The following is a 19,634-nucleotide window of genomic DNA, read 5'->3' as shown; positions in this document are numbered from 1 at the left end:
AAATTTAAAAACTAAAATTGCTTAAATCAATATTGTTAATTTTATTAATTCTAAGCCTCATTATTTTTTTGTAAGATTTTGTAAAGTTCCTCAAATGCTTGTCATTTACTATTTCTTTTTGCTATATAAACATATTTTTCAATTTGTTCTGCCTGTTCAAAGTAGTGGAAAAATCCTAATTTGTTTTCACGAGCATGGTTAAATGCTAATGCAATTTCTGGATAAATGCTGTTTACGTAGTTTGGAGAAGTTTTTGGTTCATTGTAATTTGCTTTTCAGTTAGCGAATGAATCATATGGTAATGTTAATCCTTCTCTTGTAATCTCTGCGTTATATGAATATCCAAAATCCTCACCAAAGAATATATCTGCAGTTAATCTACCATATGAGTCAGAACCAGATGTGAATCCGATTTTAACTTCATTTTTAACATTATAGAATTCTGAATTTGGATCATCATTAAATAAGATTTGTTTTCCAAATTTTGATGATAATAATGCAAATCCATATTCGAATGGACATGATAAAGTACTTGATACAGCTTTTTCTGGTGTGTCAATTCCTGAATATCTAATTGTGTATTTTGATCCTTTTGTTATAGAAGTGTTAATCATTTTCTTGTCTTCTAATGCTACAACAGTTGCTGTATCACCATCTGATACGCTAATAACTTTAGCTCTAAATGAGTTCATATCAATGAGTTTATTGTTTCAATCAATAGATAATTTTTTCATTTTTGTATAAGATGGTTTTACTTCGAAATCAGAGAATTTAGGCGTAATTGTAGAAGAAACGTTTAAACCGCTAGCTTGTGCAACAGTGCTAAATTTAGGCACTTTTCATAATTGACCATCTAATTTAATTGAAACTTCGAAATTAAAGTTAATTAATACAGGAATAGATGTCATATTTTGTAATAAAGTTTCTCTATTTGGTAAATCTTGTTTGAAATAATCACTTTTTGTATTTAATCCCATTGAATATGGATTTTTTTTATCTATTTTTACAATAACTTCATATTTTTTACCTGCATTTATATCATTAATAAAGTATGTATATTCTTTATTAATGAATGACTCTTCATATGATACAGCTGAATTAGAAGGAATTAAATATTGTGATTGTGCAACTATTTCAGGGTTAATGCTGAAACCAGAAGTCATCTCATTATTAAGATCAGCACCAATAACATCTTTAATAGAATCAACAGCTTTAGCGAATTCAACTCTTGAATCTATAGATTCAATTGCCGGAACAACTTGTGCTGTTTTAGTAAATTTATTTTTTTCAAATTTTAAAGAAGTTAGAACAGGACCACCTACTTCTACATCCACTATGTTAGTACCCTCTCGAACTTTAACAACAGTAGCTTTATTGTCGTAACCACATGAAACACTCATTGCAATTGGTGTTAATGATAATACTGAACCTAATACTAAAGGTATTAATTTATTTTTTAGCTTCATGTTTCTCCTTAATTTAAAAGCAAAAATATAGTTTTAACATAATTAAAACTATATTTTCATTTGTTTTTTTAATGTATGAGAATTTTTGTTATTTAACTGTAGCGTTTCTAATAAAGTCCTCAAATGTTGGTTTTGCATGTGAAGAATCTGCTTTGTTTGAATCGATTCCTGCTTGTAATGAGTCTCATGCTCCTTGAACTCCACTTCTGAATGAATCAGCAAAAATTGATCCTGGTTCTTCAAATGTTACATAAGGAACTTCATCTGCATCTGTTGACTTAGCAACGTTTGAGAATAATTCGAATGCTGTTTTTAAGTATGGGTTAAGTTTTCCTTTTGTAGGGAAATCTGTATTCTTTTCAAATCCTTTGTAAGGAAGAATGTATCCCATAGCACTTTGGAACATGTCACGTGGTGTTAAGTTTTCAGCAATAACTTCTTCTGCTCCACCGTTACCTTGAATTGTGAATCTTTCATATGTGGTTTCTGATGTCATTAATCAGTTTACAAATAATTTTGTTGCAAGATCACCTGCTTCAGTTGTATGAACACCGATCATTGATGGTCCTTGTACATAAACAACATTATATGGATCTTCAGAAGTTCATCTAAGTGGTACTGGTTGAGAAATTAATTCCTCTTTACCTAATAATTCAAGAGCTGTAGCCACTTTAATTGTGTATCCCATTGCAGTTAATTTAGCAACAAGAGCTTCGTCAGTGCTTTTAAGTGATTTGTTATCAACTGAATCTAAAAGTAAAATACCATAGTATTTTGTGCCATTTTTCTTTTTCAATTCAGCAACTGGAACGTTTTGTGCTTTAGCTTTTTCAATAATTTGGTCGCTACCATCTTTGTTAATTATAATTAATGATGCTTTTGGTAATGCTTCATCTGTTAATGCACTAGTAAATGTTGTTTCTTCAGCTGCATTAACAAATTGAAGTTCATAATTAGCATTTTTACCATCAGGGAATGTTGCTTCTGATGCACTGTGAATTGCATTGTTGTAACTTCCGAATGCTAATTTTCCAGATTCTAATTTTGATAATAAAACTAATCCTGGAGTGCTCTTGTTTTTAGAAAGTTTTAATGAGCTTCCTTTTTCATCGATTTTTAATGATGCACCTTTGTTAAGACTGTTAATTAAATTTGATGATTCACCTGAAACATAGTTGTGTGAATATCCAGCAGTTGAACCGATTGAAAACGCCATGTAGTGTTTTGTTTGGTCATTTGATGAATATTGACCACCAGGATAGATTTTTAATCCTCCTGTTTCAATAGCAGCTTTTGTTTTGTTAAAGATTTCTTGTGTTTTTACATAAGCTGTTGTACTTTGTTTTTTAAGAACATCATAGTTGATAGATAATTTTCCACCATTTCTTGATACTGATTCAATCATTGCTGCTGAAGCTTGTTTAAGGGCATCTTCTTGAGTTAATGTTGTTCCAGCTGATTTAGCTGCATCAACTTGTTCTTTAAGTAAAGCACTATATAAAGCTTGGTTGTATAAAGCTGTATAGTCGTCTACTCCAAATACGTGTAATGTTGAATTTGTTGCAGCTGAGTTTACAAATAATTTTTGTGCCATAGCTGCAAAATCAAGTAATTCAGCATATGAGTTAAAGATTGCTTTACTTAATTTCTTAACATTACCACCTGTTCCTTTGTATTCGTTAACAATTGTTTCAACGTTTGCAACAGGTTCTCCTCAGATTTTCTTAACACCTTCACGGTCTCCTTGACCTTTTGCTTTAATGTTGTTGTATTCTTCTTGGAAATCTTCTGCAACTACCATGCCTTTTTCTACTAAAGTATCAAGAATGTATGAAAGAACCGGTGCGTTAATTGAGAAAATTGTTGTTGATTTAAACGCAGGTAAAATTCATGTTGATGGTAAATCAATATGTTCTGTTTGGAAGTTAGAAGTAATGAATTTTTCTGAGAATTGTGATAAATCTGTACTTGCTGATTTTAAGTTATCATTAAAACTTAAAAGCATTTTTGCTTTTGCTAACTCTGAAGCAACTGTACTATAGTTTAAGATAAGGTTCATAAAGTCTGAGTTTTGTCTTGATGAAAGACCTTTTGTAACAATATCTTTACCAGCTGAGTATCCTGAACCTAAACGTTTTAGTCCTACTGGTAATGAACCTTTAAGTTTTGGTGCAACTTCTGTATTGTATTTTTCAACTAAAGCTGCTAAAGCTTTTTGTTGAACACCACCATCTGAGAATGTGTGACCAATAAGAATTTTGTCACCAACTGTAATTGTGTAAGGTTCAGTCGATGACATGTTAGGTGTTTCATTGTTTAAAATTCTGTCACCTAATGTTGAACCATTAATTTCTGATCCATTTTTTTCTTCTTGAGTAAATGTTTCACCAGATGCGCTTACACCACCTTCTTTACCACAAGAGATTGAAATAACTGGAGCTGTAAGAGCTAATAAAGCTGCTCCGTTAATTAATAATTTTTTGAATTTTGTCATTTTATCTCCTATATTGAAATAAAAATTTGAATAAATTTAAATTGTTTTGTTTAGATATTTTTGTTATGAGATTCTATTAGAAATCAATATACACAAATATTTTTTACGAATATGAATGTGGAAATTTCTAATTTCTAAAATTGAAAAAAAGTCAATTTAATTTCTGTATATTAGATTTCGTATTTATTATAAATAAATAAATAAATTTATTTATAAATATTTTCAAAAATTACTTATTTTTTTCACATTTTGTGAAAAATTAAGAAAAAAATAATTCCACATGTGGATAACTTACACGTGGAATTGAAATTTTAGTCTACTTTATTAAATCATTCAAGCGCAGTTGTTACATCACCTATCTCACCGATGATTGTAATATTGTCATCTTTATGTAATGTAACATCACCTGTTGCAAGTTTAAAAACCTTATCAGCTGATTGAATTAAAACAATAGTGATACTCTTTTCATTTAAACCAATTTCCTTAACTTGTTTGTTAAATAAGTTTTGGTTCTTAATTTTTGTTGAACCAACAACAAAGTTTCCTCCAATTTCTTGAAGTGTTTCACTATATCTAATAAAGTTTTTGTTAGCTGCAATTAATGCTGTTCTTGTACCTGATTCAAACTCAGGACGAATAATAACGTTAACTCCAATTTGCTTTAAAACTCTTGCATGACGTTTTGTAGATGCTCTTGCAATAATGTTTTTTACTTTAAGTTCTAAAAGTGCAGCAACAATTTCGATGTTGTCTGATACAGCAACAACAACGGTTTCCATTTGGTCAATACCAATAGCTTGAAGTGTTCTTGTATCAGCTGCATCACCAATGATAATTTTGTCAACTTCATCTGCATAAAGTTTCGCATTTTCATCATCTTTATCTAAAATAACAACGTCTTTTTTAAGTTTAATTAATTGATCGATAACAGCTTGACCGAATCTTCCTGTTCCGATAACTACTATTTCATTTTCATATTTGAGTTTCATATTTTCTCCAATCATTAACCAATGATAATGTCAGCTTCAACATATTCATAGGTACGACTAAAATCTTTTTTACGTTTTCAAACATTAAGTGTTGAACTAATTCCAAATTGCCCAATGAACATTACAATAATTAATGTTAATTTTGAAACTATATTTAAGTTTTTTGTAATTCCTGATGATAAACCAGTTGTTCCAAAGGCACTTGCTACTTCGAAAATTAAATTCTCCATCGAGAATCCTTCATTAGGATCTTGCAAGAATGCATTTTCGATTTTTCCACCATAATCTTGGAATGAACTGAATAGAATCATTGAAGCAATAAGAATAATAATTGTTGCAATTGTTAATATTTTTGCAGACATATTAACAGTGTCTTGGTTGATAGCTCTCTTGAACACTCTAACTCTCGGTCTACCAAATAAAATTCTATATAGACCTAGAATTATAAGAGCTAAAGTTGTGGTTCTTATACCTCCACCAGTTGATGCAGGAGCTGAACCAATTATCATCATAAAGATAAACACAAAGGTTGAACCGTGTGTAAAATGTTTCATATTTACAGTAGCAAATCCAGCACTTCTTGTTGAAAGAGATGTGAAGAATACTGCAAAGAATTTATCAAATGTATTTCCGTATAATTGACCTTTTTCAATGTATTGCTTAAGATTTGAGAATTTTTCTAATTCTAAATCTTGGACATTTGCACCTTTTGAGAATCATTCAATGTAAGCTTTGTGAGTTTCATTACCAACACCCACAGGTAAGTGATATTGGTTTCACAACGAATATGGATTTGAAGATGAAAGTTCAAATCCTAAGGAAATTCCAAATCCAATTAAAAATACAATTACATAAGTTGTAAGTGAAACTTTGGTGAATATTGAAAATTTAAATTGTGTATCCTTTCTTCTAAGTTTGCCTTTGATATAAGACACAATGTCATGAAGTGCTGGATAACCTAATCCACCAATAATAAGTAAGATAATAAAGCAAATTTGTAAGAAGTAATTTTGATAATACGGCATAAGTGAGGAGCTTGACATAATATCGAAACCAGCATTATTAATAGCTGATATAGTATGGAAAATTCCATATTTTAATGAAAGAACAAAATTACCTTGAGGATTTTTGAATGAACCATCAGTTAAAATTTGTTTCATTCCTTCTGTATGCTTAGGTGTTGCAAAATAAAAATAAAATGTAAGAATAACACTGAATAAACAAATACAGATAAAAATAAATTTAACTGATGAAATAATTACTTTTGTAGTCTGTGTTACATCAGATACACCCCGTTCAGTTTGCATAATTTTAATTTCAGCAAGGGTGGATGTTTTTTTACCAAATAAGTAGTTAATAACAAAAAACTTAAGTGCAAAAATACCGATTCCACCAGCTAAAATCAAGATAGCAATAATTGCTTGACCTAAATCATTTCACTGGCTAAATGTATCGACAGTTACTAGACCAGTATCACTAAATGCACTAGCTGTTGTGAAAAATGCATCAATATATTTAACACGTGCAGCTTCAGGATTTTGTGCTATTGGCGAGAATAAAATCAAACTGGAAACTAGAATAATCAATAAGTAAATAAATAATAAATACTTAAGTTTTGATATGTTATTTTTTCAATATCAAAACTTTCTAATTGATTTTGCTAATTTCGAGTTCCGAATCCTTAACTTGATACCATAAGAAGTCCTACTCAAAATTCCTCCAAACTTACATTATTAAATGTAATTTAATTATATTAAATTAAAAAAATTCATTATTAAAATGAATTTATTAAATTATTTTTTATTTTTTTCAGCATTCATTGATTTCATAATTTGACGAATTTGTGTTTCTGATGCTGTTCTACCCATTTGTTTGAACATTATTCTAATCATTTTTTCATTAATAGGTGGGTTTTCTCTAAGTTGTTTTTCAAACATTCTCTTAGCAATAAAGAATGTTACTAAAGCAGCTGCAACAACTACGAAAATTATAACAGCTATCATCATCCCAACGAATGCTCCAGTTGACATTTCAACCATAATTATCTCCTTAAAATAAATTTTGTAATTGAGTTTTAATAACCAATATAGATAATAAAATTAAATATATTTTATTTTATCATAGTTTGACTTTTTAAAGTCTTTTAAAAAGTTAACCAATAAATCTTTAGCAGCTATTAAATCAGAAATTGAACAAACACCAATAGGACTATGTAAGTATCTTTGTGGAAGTGAAATTGTTAAAGTTGCAGCTCCACCTTTTGCAAATTGAAGTTCATGAGCATCTGTTCCACCACCCATTGCAACAAATTTGTAAGCTGGGATTTCATATTTAGCAGCAACTTCTTCAAAGAATTGGACTAATTTTGTATCCATTAATGTTCCACCATCCTTAATTCTGAGAGCAGCACCTTTAAATAATGCTGTTGATCCCGGAATTACATCTGGTGTATCGTGTGAAGAAGTTGTATCAAGTGCAATCGCAACATCTGGATTAACAAGTGCAACTGAACTTCTTGCTCCTCTTGTTCCAACTTCCTCTTGAACTGTTCCAACTAAATATAAATCAACATCTAGATCTAAATTAGCAACTTCATTTGCAATAAATTCTAAAACAGTAACGCCTGCTCTATTGTCCATTGCTTTTCCACCGATTAAATCAGGATTATCAAATAAAATAGTTTCTCCACTCATTTGAACTCTATCACCAATTGTTACTCCTGCATCAATTGCTTCTTGTTCGTTTTTAAATCCGAAATCAGCATAAAGTTCATTATTAGTCATAGCTTTTGAAACTTTAGAATTTTCCATAATGTGAATACTTGTGTGCCCAAATACACCTAAATATTCTTTGTTTGCTGTGATTAATTTAGCTTTTGTCCCAATAACCGTTGAAGCTCAAATTCCACCAATTGGACTTAATAGTAATTGTCCTGATTTTTCAATTCTTCTTACAATGTAACCTACTTCATCCATATGCGCTGCGATCATAACTTTTGGAGCAGCTGAATTTTTAGATGGTTTGTGGAAAATGATTGAACCTAATTTATCTCTTGAAATTTGATAAACTGATGAAATGTTTTTTCTTAATTCATCTGCTACAGGTTCTTCATATCTTGACATAGCTTCGATTTCCAAGTATTTAATTAATTGATTTTTAAATTGTTCTTCGTTGTTCATAAACACCTTCTAATTTGTAAAAATGGCTTTAAATTAAAAAAATAATTTAAATTATATAAATCTTTATAAATTTTTTTAATTTTGTTTTATAATATTTTTGCTATTTGCGTGAGTGGTGAAATTGGCAGACACGCTAGATTAAGGCTCTAGTGGGGCGACCCATGCAGGTTCAAGTCCTGTCTCGCGCACCATATGACACTAAAAAGTGTCTTTTTTTATTTTCTTTTTGTACAAAAGGCAAAAAGAAAAATCGCCATTATTGCAGCGATTTTCAGAACAATTAAATTAAACCATGATTTTTTAAAGCAGCTTCAATAGCTTTTACTGCCGCTTCTTCATCTTCTCCGAGCACTTTAACTGTAATTTCAGCTCCGTGTTTAATTCCTAAAGCCATAATGTTCATAATTGATTTTAAATTAGCTTCACGTCCATTGTAAATTAATTTAGAATCTGATTTAAATTTTGTAGCTGTTGAAACAATTAAAGTTGCTGGTCTAGCATGTAAACCAATTGGATCAATAATTTTAGCTGTGAATTCTTTCATTGTTTTCTCCTTTGTTCCTTTGCAATTGATTTTAATAAAATGCTATTTAAAAATTTAACAAAATAAAATTAAAAAAAGTAGTTTATCTAACCAAAATATACTCTTATTATATCAATGGTTTAGTTATATCAAAAACAAATTTCTTAAATAGATTACTTTTTTTCTTATTTTTACAGTTTTTTTTCATATTTTCAGATTTTTTATCATATTCATCAAAAATCTGAATTAGTTTTTGGACTGATTTTCCTTCAAAAACATCCATTGTTTCATATTGTGAAAACATACTTCTACTATCTCAGTTAGTTGTTCCAACTCAAGCGATTTTGTCATCAACTATCCCTGCTTTAGTGTGTAAAAAATGGTCATCATAAACTTTTACCTCTAAACCATATGGAATTAATTCTTCAAGTTGAGATAAACTGATTTTATAAACCAGCTTCTTATCTGGTAACCCTGGGAAGTAAATTGTGATTTTCACATTATTTCTCAATGCTAAAATCAATTGTTTTTTAAGTGCATTAGTAACTGAAAAGTATGGTGTACAAATACGAATTGACTTTTTAGCAGTCGCAATTAATTTTAGTCATAAAAATTCTGATTCTGAATAGTCAAAATTAGGTGATTCTAAAATTAAAAATGAATTATTTTCATATTCTTGATCACTAGTATCAATAAATAATGAACTTCTAATTTCAATATTTTTATTAGTTATTATTTTTCAAAACTTAATAAAATGAATTATATATGTATTTATATATGGACCTGTAATCTTATAGTTAAGATCAATTCAGTGTCCATATTTTTTTGACATTGATGAATATTCATCTGAAATGTTGTTCCCACCTGAGAAAACCATCTTGTTATCTACAATAATAAACTTCTCATGGTTTCTTGAGAAACTACTTGCATTAATAAATGGATAATAAATTTTTCCGATATAGGCAAACTCAATGTTTGGATGTTTAGATAATTTAGATAACTTTCTTTTTTGTGATGGCGTAGCACCAAAATCGTCAACAAGTCATTTAATTTTTACACCTTCATTAGCTTTTTTAAGTAGTAAGCTTAAGAAGTGTTCTGAGATTTCTGATTTTTTAATTATGTATGTAATGATGTAAATTGTTTTTTTTGCATTATTGATTCCGTTAAATAAGTGATCATAGAATCTATATCCTTCTTCATAGAATTCAATGTTCGCAGGTAGGATAACATTATTATTAAGATTTGTAAGCTCTGTTAAATTATTACTTTTATAACTTAATTGATTTTGATTTTTCATAAACAATGGAACATATTGTTTTAAACAGTACATCGGATTTTTATTAACCTTAATTTCATTTTTATTTTTTCAATGGAAACCATAAACGATAAAAATAACATGTCCGATTATTGGTAATAACATCGTTAAATAAATTCAAGAAAATTTCGACTCATGTTGCTTCTTTTGACTGTAAATAACAAAGACAAAAGTGACATTAATTACATAGAACAAGAAGATGAAAAAATATGAAACTTCTTTATAAATATTAAGCACTAAAAACGATACAAAAACAACCGTTAATGTAACAATGAAAAATGCAATAATAAATGAAATTAATCACTTTAAGTTATTTTTAGTAATCATGATTTAATTTTATATCATTTTATTCTTTTTGTCCTAAAAAATAGCACTTAAAAAATATTTTAATCACAAAAATAAATCTGGTTTTGGTATAAAATAAACATTATTTTAAATAATTAAAATTAAGACAAAAAGGATTTATGAAACAGCAGAATTTACTTAGAAAACTCAAGGCTTGATCAGCAATTATTATAATTGCTTTAGTCTCAATTTTTACCTTCACTTTAGTCGGTGTAAAAATGAGTAACAGATTTAAACCATCCTTCTTTAATTACAAGTCTTATATCTCAGATGAGAATAGGGATAAAATTCAAGAAAACTTCTCTTACAAAACATTTGATGAAATTAACGAATTCACAGTTGCCCTTGTAAACTCAAAAGCAATTGCTGGAATTGGAAGTGATTTCCAAGCAGTTAATTTAATCAAAAAAAACCTATTAGCACCAATTGATTTTAAAAAGTTGCTAAATTTATCAGACAAACCTGATAAGGAGTTGCTTAAAAACATCTTGCAAACTATTTACACACCTATTGTGTTTGAACATTTAGCAAGTTATGATGAAGATCTAAAAACAGATCAATCAGGTAAAAAATATGAGGAACCAAGACACCTATGAGAATACTTTGTTCCATACTTTATGCAAGATGCAGTAGTTGCATTTAACACAAAGAAACAAAAACAAACTAACGGTGCACAACCAATCACAAAAGAATTATTAGACCAAAATAAAACAAAATTACAAGCTAATGGAACAAACCTTGAAGAGTTCGGTTCACTTAGTTTATATAACCAATTAAATACATTGTTTAATAATGGATATTCTAACTTAACTATTACAGATGCTGTTAGAGCTAATATGTTATATGGTTCATTTTATGACTTTAAACCTACCGGTGTAGTCTTAAACACAAATAACGATGTTACTAAAGATAACTACACAAAGTTTATCGATAACTTCTATTCACTTGTTCAAAAAGGTACTGGAAAAAATCCAAATGATAGCAAGTACATCACATATGATGGTGATGGTCAAGGTATCTTAAATAAATTAATTAATCCACAGTATCCAGAAGCTGATTCAGCTGTTATGTATAATGGTGATGCACTGGATGCTTACTTCTCAGATAACAACTATGAAGAAGTTGAAAACGGAACAGTACAATCATTTAAAATTGCACAAAACATCTTACTCATAGATGGATTAGTAGTTGCTAAAAACACATCACAAGGAACTCTTAATGAACTTTACGAAACATTAAATTCATCAATTTATTCAAATATGGGTGAGTTATATAGATTCACAAAACAATTTAAAAATGATATTCAGGAAGGTCTAAATAATTATTCACTTAAAATGTATGATGAATATATTGATTTAGTGTTCAGAGACTACTATACAGATCTAAATAAATATAATGATTTCAAGAGTCAACTACACGAGCTTTATAAAGCTACATTAATCGATATCAATACACTTAGTTCATATAAAGCAAAAGTTGAAGAATTATTTAGTATTCAAGAAACTAAAAATGTTTTTGTAAGGTTGATTCAAGATTTAAATAATAAAGATCCTGAAAATGCAGTCGATATCAATGATGAAGATGAATTTAAGAAAAAGATTGAGTTTATAGTAAATCACATCGATTTTGCTAATAGTAAATTTGTTAAAATAATGAATAAAAAATACTTACAACTTAATAACTTCGACTTTGTTAACTATACTCCTCCAACAAGATTTGAATATGAGTTAGTTAAAAGAAATTACTTCATTACAGATGACAATGAATTAGATAATAGTGCCTTATACATTTATCAAATTGAAAATGATCCAAACGAAAAAGTCACACACACTAAGATAAATGGTGTAGATGACAACTTATCTTCAAAAATCGGAATTGCATATAACCAAAAATTCAAAAGCTAAAAATATAGTATAATAAAAAAGATTTTTCACATACATTTAGAAAAAGGGAGGATTTATGGCTAACATTAAATCTAAAGTTAAAAGTATAGCTAAGATGGAAAAAGCTCGTGTTAAAAACGCTGCTATGAAATCAAGAGTTAAAACAGCTATACGTAAAGCTAGAGAAGCTGTTTTAGCTAAAGATGCAAAAGCTGCTGAATTAGTTGCATTTGCTCACAAAACAATTGCTAAAGCTGTTTCTAAAGGTGTTTTCCACCCAAACAAAGGTGCTAGAAAACGTTCACGTTTAGATGAATTTGTAAACAAAAACAAATAGTTTAAACATCATAAAAAACGGACTAATGTCCGCTTTTTTGTTTCTCTTTTACACTTTTACAATAGTGTGCAAGTTATAAAAGTTTTTTAGTACATAATTTTCTTATTTGTTTTTGCAATATTTCCCATTTGAGAAACAGCTCTTTTAAGTTCATAATCTCCACGATATAAATAATCAACAATAGCTTCAGCTAATCCATCTTGAAGCACATCTGATGTGTAATATTTTGCAAATGATTTTGTATATTGGTCAGAATTATCCATTGCATATGAATATCCTGATAATTTAAACATCGGAATGTCGTTTGGACTATCTCCAATTGTCATAACATCAGCTAAATCAGCGTTGAAAATGTTTTCACATAATCATTTCATTCCTGAACCTTTATTTACTCCAGGATTAGACATTTCGATATATAAATAATCTACATTAACTAAGTCTAATTTAATATCTGATTGATTATATAAATCAACAAATTTTTCTAATTGTTCTTTTGTCCCATAAGCTTCAATTCTGTGTAAATCAGCAGGAATAGTTCCATCTGTAATTCACTTATCATATTCATTAAATGATGTTAAAAACTCATAGATATCATCGTGAACATTGTATAAGTAGAATTGATTAACACCTGCATAATATAATGTAACATCGGCTTTGAGTGCTAAATCTCAAACCTTTTTAGCTTCATTAGGATCAATTATTTCAATGTGCAATGGTTTTTCTTCTTGCATATCATAAATAATCGCACCACTTGAACAAGATAAATATCTTGAATTAAGTTCTCTAGCTAAACGTTTGATTTTTTCTAAAACAGGATTACCTGTGTTGATTACAAATGGAATATTTTTAGATGATAAATCTAAAACTTGTTCTTTTACTTTTTCTGATAATTTTTTATGTGGAAATCCGTAAATTGTTCCATCCACATCACTAAAAACTGCAAATGATTTATTCATGCGAATATTATAAATTAAACTATCAAAATATAGCTAAAAATAATATTTTCAATTAAAATATATTTCATGAAAGATATTATTAAATATTTAAACAAAAGACTTAAGCATGATAAGAAAAAACTGCTTACTTATAAGATTATTGATATCAGTTTTTCTATCATAATTGCACTGCTTAATATTTCATCAATTATCATAGCTGCAATTGCACTTTCAATCATTGTGTCACATGGACAAACAAATGGAAATAATGAATTACAAAAAAACTCATCATACATTTCAGTTATCTTACTTTGTGTGTTTATGATTATTCTATTCTTCTTAAACATTGGAATAGCTATTTATCGCAGCAATACTAAGATGTCAACATATAAGAAAGTTTATGAGAGCTTAGAATATCTTGAAATTAAGTATGCTAATGGTTTAATTTCAGAAGAAAACTTAATTAAATTCATTGACTATATGTACACTGAAGCTAAATCATTCAAGAAATTAGTGATCTTAGAAGTTATTCAGGATGAAATTACCTCACCATCAGGAGGTAAGAAATAATGAAAAAGAAAAACATTACATTGAATGCTTATTTCAAGCTTTATAGAGAAACGAAACTTAAGCTTATTGTGTATTCAGTTCTATATTATTTTCTAAATACATCAATAATCTTGTTTACACTTTTAAACGGTGTGATAGCTATTTTATTCCTTGCAGGAGCATCTTCTTATTATCCTGACGGTATTACTAATCCATACACAAGTTTTTTAAACTCAAATAGTAACTACATTATCTTGTTAACAATTGTTAATGCAATAATCACTTTTACTTCAGGTATATTATCATTCTTTGTTATTAATAAAAAAGCAATCTTTTATCAAACAAAAATTAAAGCAATTCAACTTGAACACCTTTTATACAAATCTAAATTACACATATATAAGGATTTAAATAATAAAGAAGCAAACTTTACATTATTTAAAAGAACAATGAGCATATTAGAAATAGATAGATATAAATCAAGCGAAATTGAAAAAGAGGTTAATAATGGACAAAAACAAAACTAAAGAACAAAAGAAAAATAAATTACAAATCAACAACATTAATGATATTGATAAGGTCAAAAATAGAGTTTATTTTAAATACATTACAAGTAAAACTTTATTTACATTATTAAACGTTATTTCTATTTTCTTATCTGCTTCAATTATTGTTCTAAACTTATATTCAATTAGATTTAATATCTTGCCTGATAAAACAATGGACTTATTTGTTGCGATTGCTTTATTCTCTGTTATCATAACAATGCTTGTATCAATTCAAAGCTTCTTGGCTATAACAAACAAGACAAACGAATATAAAGATAAGATTTCAAGAAATGTTGAATTCTTAAAAGAGTTTAAAGAGCAAACTCAAATAACTGATAATGATATCGAAGTTATTAAACAAATTATTGAATAAAATGGATGAATGAAACTGAATTAAAAAAGTTTCATTCATTTTTTTATTTGCCTTGCACATAGTAATAAAAAAAATCATAGGTTGCCCTATGACTTATAAATTAACTATTTTTCAATTTTAATTTTAACACTTGGTCCCATTGATGCTGAAACTGTTAAGTTTAACATATATGTTCCTTTAACAGCTGCAGGTTTTAATCTTTTAATTAATGAGATTAATGTTTGTGCATTTTCTACTAATGCTTCAGTTGACATACTTGCTTTTCCGATTAATGAGTGTACAATACCAGCTTTGTCTGTACGGTAGTTAGCTTTACCTTTTTTAAGTTCTTCAACAGCTTTTTCAGGTGTTGGAGTAACTGTACCTGTTTTAGGGTTTGGCATAAGACCTTTAGGCCCTAATTTTTTACCATATTTTCCTAATAAAGGCATCATAGCTGGGTCAGCTACCATAACATCGAAATCAAATTGATCTTCTTTAATTCTTTGTTCTAATGCTTGTGCATCAACAACAATATCTGCACCAGCTTCTTGTGCAGCTTTTTGTTTTTCAACATTGTTTGTAGCTACTAAAACTCTGATTGATTTACCTGTTCCGTTTGGAAGTAATACAGCTCCACGTAATTGTTGGTCTGCTTTACGAACGTCTAAGTTTAAGTTGAAAGCTAAATCGATTGAAGCATCAAATTTTGCGTAAGAAGTTTTTTTAGCAAGCTCAATAGCTTCAGCTAAATCGTAAGCAACTGTTCTGTCAAATGCAGCTCTAGCAGCTTTTAAATTTTTAGAAACTCTTTTAGCCATAATTATTCTGCCCCTTCTTCGTTGTGTTCGTGTGAAATAACGTTAACTTCGATTCTTTCACCTTTTGTTGCAACAAGTTCTTCAGCTTCTTTGTTTAATTCAGCTTCTCTAGCTTCAGCTTTTGCTTCTGCTTTAGCTGCAGCAGCAGCTTCTTTTTTAGCTTTAAAAATGTCGTCGTATCCTTCAACTAAAACACCCATCTGTTTAGCTGTACCAGCAATTGTAGCCATAGCAGCGTAAACATCATCTGTGTTTAAGTCAGGTAATTTGTATTCAGCGATTTCTCTTAATTGGTCTTTTGAGATTGTAGCAACGATTGTTGTTTTAGCGTTTGAAGCACCTGATTGAATTTTTGCAGCTTGCTTAATTTTGTATGAAGCAGGAGCTGTGAATAATTTGAATTCGAATGATTTGTCTTTGTAAACTGTAATTTGTACTGGAACTGGTTCGTCCCCTCTATCTCTTGTAGCATCGTTAAAAGCTTTTGTAAATTCTGGCATGTTAACACCAACTCCAGCAAGAGCTGGACCTGGTTTAGCTTTACCAGCAGGGAATTGCAACTTAGCAATACGTTGAATTTCTTTTTTTGCCATAAACTCTGTATCCTTTCGATATGGTGGTCAAACGATATTTTTTATATCTCCCACATTAATTGGCAATATTGTGTATATTGCTTTTTTATTATAATAAAAAAAATCATTTTTGATAATGATTTTAATGTGATTGATTTTTAGACTTTTAGCGCTGTGTGTATGGTTTAAATGTTTTTAATTTTATCTCTTAGATTCTGTGTTTTTTTAGAAAGATTTTCATAATCATCTGATAGACGTTCTAAATATTTTTTAATGTTTTCTCCATTAAATTCTGCTTCATTAACTAATTCAATTGCTTTCTCAAGTCATCTTAAGTTTTTCTTAAGAATTTCTAATAAGTCCCCATTTGCAATTGATTTAGAAATTTTATCAAGTATTACAATGTTATCAATTTGACTAAATAAATTAATTTTATTGAGTGTCTGCATTCTTTTTTTATCAACTGATTTTAATTCAGTTGTTATTACATTTTTAGCTTTTATCCTATGATTAAGAGTTTTTGAATTTTTGTAAATGAAATCAATTCTGCGAATATCATCTGAATTATAAATTCTTAATTCATTTAATATTGTTGTGACTTCTGCATTATTAAGAAAATTCTTATTCTTTTTCTTATATTGTGCTTCAAAAAGAGCGAAACCAGCTAAAGAGGCAATTAATCCAGGATCTGACTCATCAGTAATCTTGCGAATTGATTTTTTCTTAAGAATTTCTATTGTATTTTTAAAGTAGCTTTTATCTTCGTAACCTTTAGACATTCACTTTAATGAAATTTCTTGTTTAGATGTAAATTTATCCTTAAAAATATTTGCATTATGACAAATTGTTTCGTTGCCTAAAACCATTTTTATGATTGTATTTTCTAAAACGGGATTTCAGCCATAAAACACAAACTTCTCATTGATATTATTAACAGTTAAATCTTTAACCTTGATTCCATTTAATTTAGCTATATCAGCTAACAATTTAATTCTGAATTTTTTGAAATATTCTTTTTTATCGTAATTTCTAAAGTTAATAACATTTGTTTTTATTTGCATTTCTTGGTTTTTATCATTATTTTGATATTTTCCAATTGTGTATGCAAACGGAATTGAATGAAACTTCGATGTCTTTAATTCATCATAAATAAGAGCATGTCTTCTATCTATTGCTTCGAAGTCAATGTATATTTCTATTTTCTTATTCATTTTTACCTAGTCTTTAAAGCGTGCTTGATTACTTCGACAAAGTTATCTAATTGCAATGATGCCTTACCAACTAAAAATCCATTTATATTTGGTTGTGCACACAATTGTTCAATATTTTGACTTGTAACACTTCCTCCATATTGAACAATAACTTTGTTATCTAGCAATTGCGAAATGAAGCCACAAATTTCATTTGCAAATTCAGGAGTAGCTGAATGACCTGTTCCTGTGGCTCAAATCGGCTCATAAGCAATGATGAATTTATCTAAATCAAGACCTTTAGTTGTTTCTAAAACTTGTTGCTTAATGATTTCTTTAGTTTTATTGTTTTGATAATCTTCTAAACTTTCACCAACGCAAATTAAAGGTGTGATTCCGTGTTCAATAGCAATTTTTGCCTTAACATTAACTCTTTCATTAGTTTCAAAGTGATGTAATCTTCTTTCGTTGTGTCCTAAAATAACGTATCTAACGTTTAAATCATTCAGCATAAGAGCACTAACTTCGCCTGTAAATGCACCGAATTGATGAATAGACATATTTTGAGCAACTGGTAGTACAAATTTACTTATAGCACTTGTGAATGCAGGTAAGCTTGGATAAGGCGCTGCAATTCCGACTTTAATGCTTTTAGGAATGTTTAATTCTTTGAGCGATAAAACTAAATCATCTAAATAACTCAATGTTTGAGTATAAGTTTTATTCATTTTTCAGTTTCCGATTATTAAAAAATCTTTCATATTTACCTCTTTTATTTATTTTATTTTATTTAAAGAAAATAAAAAGAAATCAATAATTAAATTATTGATTACTCTTCATCTGTTCATTCAAATTGGAAACCGTAAATAGAAACAGTGTCACCATATTTAACACCTTTTCTAATTAACTCTTCTCAAACACCCATTTTCTTTAAGATATTGTTAAATCTAACAAGGTTGTCAAATGTATTGATTGGAATACGGTTGTATAATTCTTCAACTTTTTTACCTGAAACTTCATAGTATCCGTGATATGGATTTGTCACAACAAAATCAGGTTCATACTCAATAACTTTTTCCTCTTCTTCTTTTTCTTCAATTGGTTGAGCTTTGTTATTGATAATTAAGTCTCATAATTTAGCTTTAACTTCTTCTAAGTTTTCACGTTTGATTGCAGAAATTGAAACAACTTCAACATCCGGATATTTAGCTTTGAATTCTTTTAAGTGTGCTTTAAAAGCTGGTAAATCTTCTTTATTAGCAATTACTAATTGTGGCTTTTGCTCTAATTTTAAATTGTATGACTTAAGTTCATTGTTAATAACTTCATAATCTTCAACCGGATTTTTTTCTTCTGAACCAAAGTCAATAATGTGAGCTATAACTCTACAACGTTCAATGTGTTTTAAGAATTGAATTCCTAAACCTTTACCTAATGCAGCGCCTTTGATTAATCCAGGTAAGTCAGCAACTGTAAATGAATCATCAAAATATTTAACCATTCCTAATTGTGGCACAAGAGTTGTGAATTCGTATTCAGCAACTTTAGCTTTTGCATTTGAAACAGCATTTAAGAATGTTGATTTTCCTGCTGATGGCTTACCTACAACACCAACATCTGAAAGAATTTTTAACACAATGTGTGCTTCAAATTTTTCTCCAGGTAATCCATTTTCAGAAATTCTTGGAGCTGTATTTTTAGCTGTTTTGAATTTAGTGTTACCTCTACCACCTTTACCACCAGAAGCTATTAAATATGGCTTATGTGGTTCAATAATATCAGCAACTAAACGTTTACCATCGTAAACCAATGTCCCAACAGGTACCTTAACGTATGTGTCTTCTGCATTGGCTCCATAAAGGTTTTTAGGACCACCTTTAACTCCATCTTTTGCAACAATACGTTTGTTTTGGTAGAAAGTTAAAAGAGTATTTTTACCTAAGTCACCTACAAAGTAAACATTTCCTCCTCTTCCTCCATCTCCACCGTCTGGACCACCTTTATCAACGTGTGCTTCTCTTCGGAATGAAACCATACCATTCCCTCCGCGTCCAGCTTGAATTGATACATAAACTTCATCTATAAATTTAGCCATATTTTCCTCCTTTATGGCAATTAATTTAAATTAATGTA

General features: G+C 29.0%; 19 protein-coding genes and 1 tRNA gene. 6 read left to right on the top strand and 14 right to left on the bottom strand.

The window, feature by feature from the left end:
- Window positions 1-50: 50 nt before the first annotated feature.
- The 6 genes from VBM90_RS00900 to VBM90_RS00875 all read right to left on the bottom strand — a co-directional run bounded on the left by VBM90_RS00900 (window position 51) and on the right by VBM90_RS00875 (window position 8,128).
- Window positions 51-1,466 (bottom strand): thermonuclease family protein, encoded by a 1,416-nt coding sequence (locus VBM90_RS00900; RefSeq protein WP_323176519.1) that lies wholly within the window; start codon window positions 1,464-1,466, stop codon window positions 51-53.
- Window positions 1,467-1,554: 88 nt separating this feature from the next.
- The gene (locus VBM90_RS00895) at window positions 1,555-3,960 is read right to left on the bottom strand and encodes a P68 family surface lipoprotein (RefSeq protein WP_323176518.1); all 2,406 of its coding nucleotides are present in this window, start codon (window positions 3,958-3,960) and stop codon (window positions 1,555-1,557) included.
- 311 nt (window positions 3,961-4,271) lie between these two features.
- Window positions 4,272-4,949: a potassium channel family protein gene (locus VBM90_RS00890; protein WP_257088853.1), complete on the bottom strand. Its 678-nt coding sequence runs from the start codon at window positions 4,947-4,949 to the stop codon at window positions 4,272-4,274.
- A gap of 14 nt (window positions 4,950-4,963) precedes the next feature.
- The gene (locus tag VBM90_RS00885) at window positions 4,964-6,535 is read right to left on the bottom strand and encodes a potassium transporter TrkG (RefSeq protein ID WP_323176594.1); all 1,572 of its coding nucleotides are present in this window, start codon (window positions 6,533-6,535) and stop codon (window positions 4,964-4,966) included.
- A gap of 207 nt (window positions 6,536-6,742) precedes the next feature.
- Window positions 6,743-6,988 carry a YneF family protein gene (locus VBM90_RS00880; RefSeq protein WP_323176517.1) on the bottom strand — a complete coding sequence of 82 codons (246 nt, stop codon included), beginning with the start codon at window positions 6,986-6,988 and terminating at the stop codon, window positions 6,743-6,745.
- Window positions 6,989-7,048: 60 nt separating this feature from the next.
- Entirely contained in the window at window positions 7,049-8,128 is a 1,080-nt protein-coding gene (locus VBM90_RS00875; protein ID WP_323176516.1) for a M42 family metallopeptidase, read from the bottom strand.
- Between the two features lie 106 nt (window positions 8,129-8,234).
- Between VBM90_RS00875 and VBM90_RS00870 the strand changes: the two genes are divergently transcribed.
- A tRNA-Leu gene (locus VBM90_RS00870) sits at window positions 8,235-8,319 on the top strand.
- An 89-nt stretch (window positions 8,320-8,408) separates the two neighbouring features.
- Here VBM90_RS00870 and VBM90_RS00865 read toward each other — a convergent pair.
- Both VBM90_RS00865 and VBM90_RS00860 read right to left on the bottom strand, forming a co-directional pair.
- Window positions 8,409-8,672, bottom strand: coding sequence for an HPr family phosphocarrier protein (locus tag VBM90_RS00865; protein WP_257088861.1), 264 nt, complete (start codon window positions 8,670-8,672; stop codon window positions 8,409-8,411).
- 106 nt (window positions 8,673-8,778) lie between these two features.
- Window positions 8,779-10,296 carry a phospholipase D-like domain-containing protein gene (locus tag VBM90_RS00860; protein WP_323176515.1) on the bottom strand — a complete coding sequence of 506 codons (1,518 nt, stop codon included), beginning with the start codon at window positions 10,294-10,296 and terminating at the stop codon, window positions 8,779-8,781.
- Between the two features lie 137 nt (window positions 10,297-10,433).
- Between VBM90_RS00860 and VBM90_RS00855 the strand changes: the two genes are divergently transcribed.
- Both VBM90_RS00855 and rpsT read left to right on the top strand, forming a co-directional pair.
- Window positions 10,434-12,218 (top strand): hypothetical protein, encoded by a 1,785-nt coding sequence (locus VBM90_RS00855; protein ID WP_323176514.1) that lies wholly within the window; start codon window positions 10,434-10,436, stop codon window positions 12,216-12,218.
- Window positions 12,219-12,273: 55 nt separating this feature from the next.
- Window positions 12,274-12,534, top strand: coding sequence for a 30S ribosomal protein S20 (gene rpsT, locus VBM90_RS00850; RefSeq protein ID WP_257088867.1), 261 nt, complete (start codon window positions 12,274-12,276; stop codon window positions 12,532-12,534).
- An 86-nt stretch (window positions 12,535-12,620) separates the two neighbouring features.
- Here rpsT and VBM90_RS00845 read toward each other — a convergent pair whose 3' ends face one another.
- A complete protein-coding gene (locus tag VBM90_RS00845) occupies window positions 12,621-13,490 on the bottom strand; it encodes an HAD family hydrolase (protein WP_257088871.1) in 870 nt (289 codons plus the stop codon).
- Window positions 13,491-13,556: 66 nt separating this feature from the next.
- Between VBM90_RS00845 and VBM90_RS00840 the strand changes: the two genes are divergently transcribed.
- Genes VBM90_RS00840 through VBM90_RS00830 form a run of 3 tightly spaced genes read left to right on the top strand, consistent with a single transcriptional unit; the run spans window position 13,557 to window position 14,939 of the window.
- The gene (locus VBM90_RS00840) at window positions 13,557-14,039 is read left to right on the top strand and encodes a hypothetical protein (RefSeq protein WP_323176513.1); all 483 of its coding nucleotides are present in this window, start codon (window positions 13,557-13,559) and stop codon (window positions 14,037-14,039) included.
- Window positions 14,039-14,545 carry a hypothetical protein gene (locus VBM90_RS00835; RefSeq protein ID WP_323176512.1) on the top strand — a complete coding sequence of 169 codons (507 nt, stop codon included), beginning with the start codon at window positions 14,039-14,041 and terminating at the stop codon, window positions 14,543-14,545. The genes VBM90_RS00840 and VBM90_RS00835 overlap by 1 nt, the downstream gene beginning before the upstream one ends.
- Window positions 14,526-14,939 (top strand): hypothetical protein, encoded by a 414-nt coding sequence (locus tag VBM90_RS00830; protein ID WP_323176511.1) that lies wholly within the window; start codon window positions 14,526-14,528, stop codon window positions 14,937-14,939. The genes VBM90_RS00835 and VBM90_RS00830 overlap by 20 nt, the downstream gene beginning before the upstream one ends.
- Before the next feature lie 104 nt (window positions 14,940-15,043).
- On the opposite strand, the gene rplA is transcribed toward VBM90_RS00830, so the two are convergent.
- The 5 genes from rplA to obgE form a co-directional block, all read right to left on the bottom strand.
- A complete protein-coding gene (rplA, locus tag VBM90_RS00825) occupies window positions 15,044-15,739 on the bottom strand; it encodes a 50S ribosomal protein L1 (RefSeq protein ID WP_257088879.1) in 696 nt (231 codons plus the stop codon).
- A gap of 2 nt (window positions 15,740-15,741) precedes the next feature.
- The gene (gene rplK / locus VBM90_RS00820) at window positions 15,742-16,332 is read right to left on the bottom strand and encodes a 50S ribosomal protein L11 (RefSeq protein WP_323176510.1); all 591 of its coding nucleotides are present in this window, start codon (window positions 16,330-16,332) and stop codon (window positions 15,742-15,744) included.
- Between the two features lie 164 nt (window positions 16,333-16,496).
- Window positions 16,497-17,522: a hypothetical protein gene (locus VBM90_RS00815; protein ID WP_323176509.1), complete on the bottom strand. Its 1,026-nt coding sequence runs from the start codon at window positions 17,520-17,522 to the stop codon at window positions 16,497-16,499.
- 2 nt (window positions 17,523-17,524) lie between these two features.
- Window positions 17,525-18,262, bottom strand: coding sequence for a triose-phosphate isomerase (gene tpiA, locus VBM90_RS00810; protein WP_323176508.1), 738 nt, complete (start codon window positions 18,260-18,262; stop codon window positions 17,525-17,527).
- 68 nt (window positions 18,263-18,330) lie between these two features.
- Window positions 18,331-19,596 (bottom strand): GTPase ObgE, encoded by a 1,266-nt coding sequence (gene obgE / locus VBM90_RS00805; RefSeq protein WP_257088887.1) that lies wholly within the window; start codon window positions 19,594-19,596, stop codon window positions 18,331-18,333.
- Between the last annotated feature and the right edge of the window lie 38 nt (window positions 19,597-19,634).

This window comes from Mycoplasma sp. 2704 (genome assembly GCF_034863285.1).
Taxonomy (GTDB): Bacteria; Bacillota_I; Bacilli_A; order Mycoplasmatales; family Metamycoplasmataceae; genus Mycoplasmopsis.
This window is presented reverse-complemented; position numbering and strand designations above follow the sequence as displayed.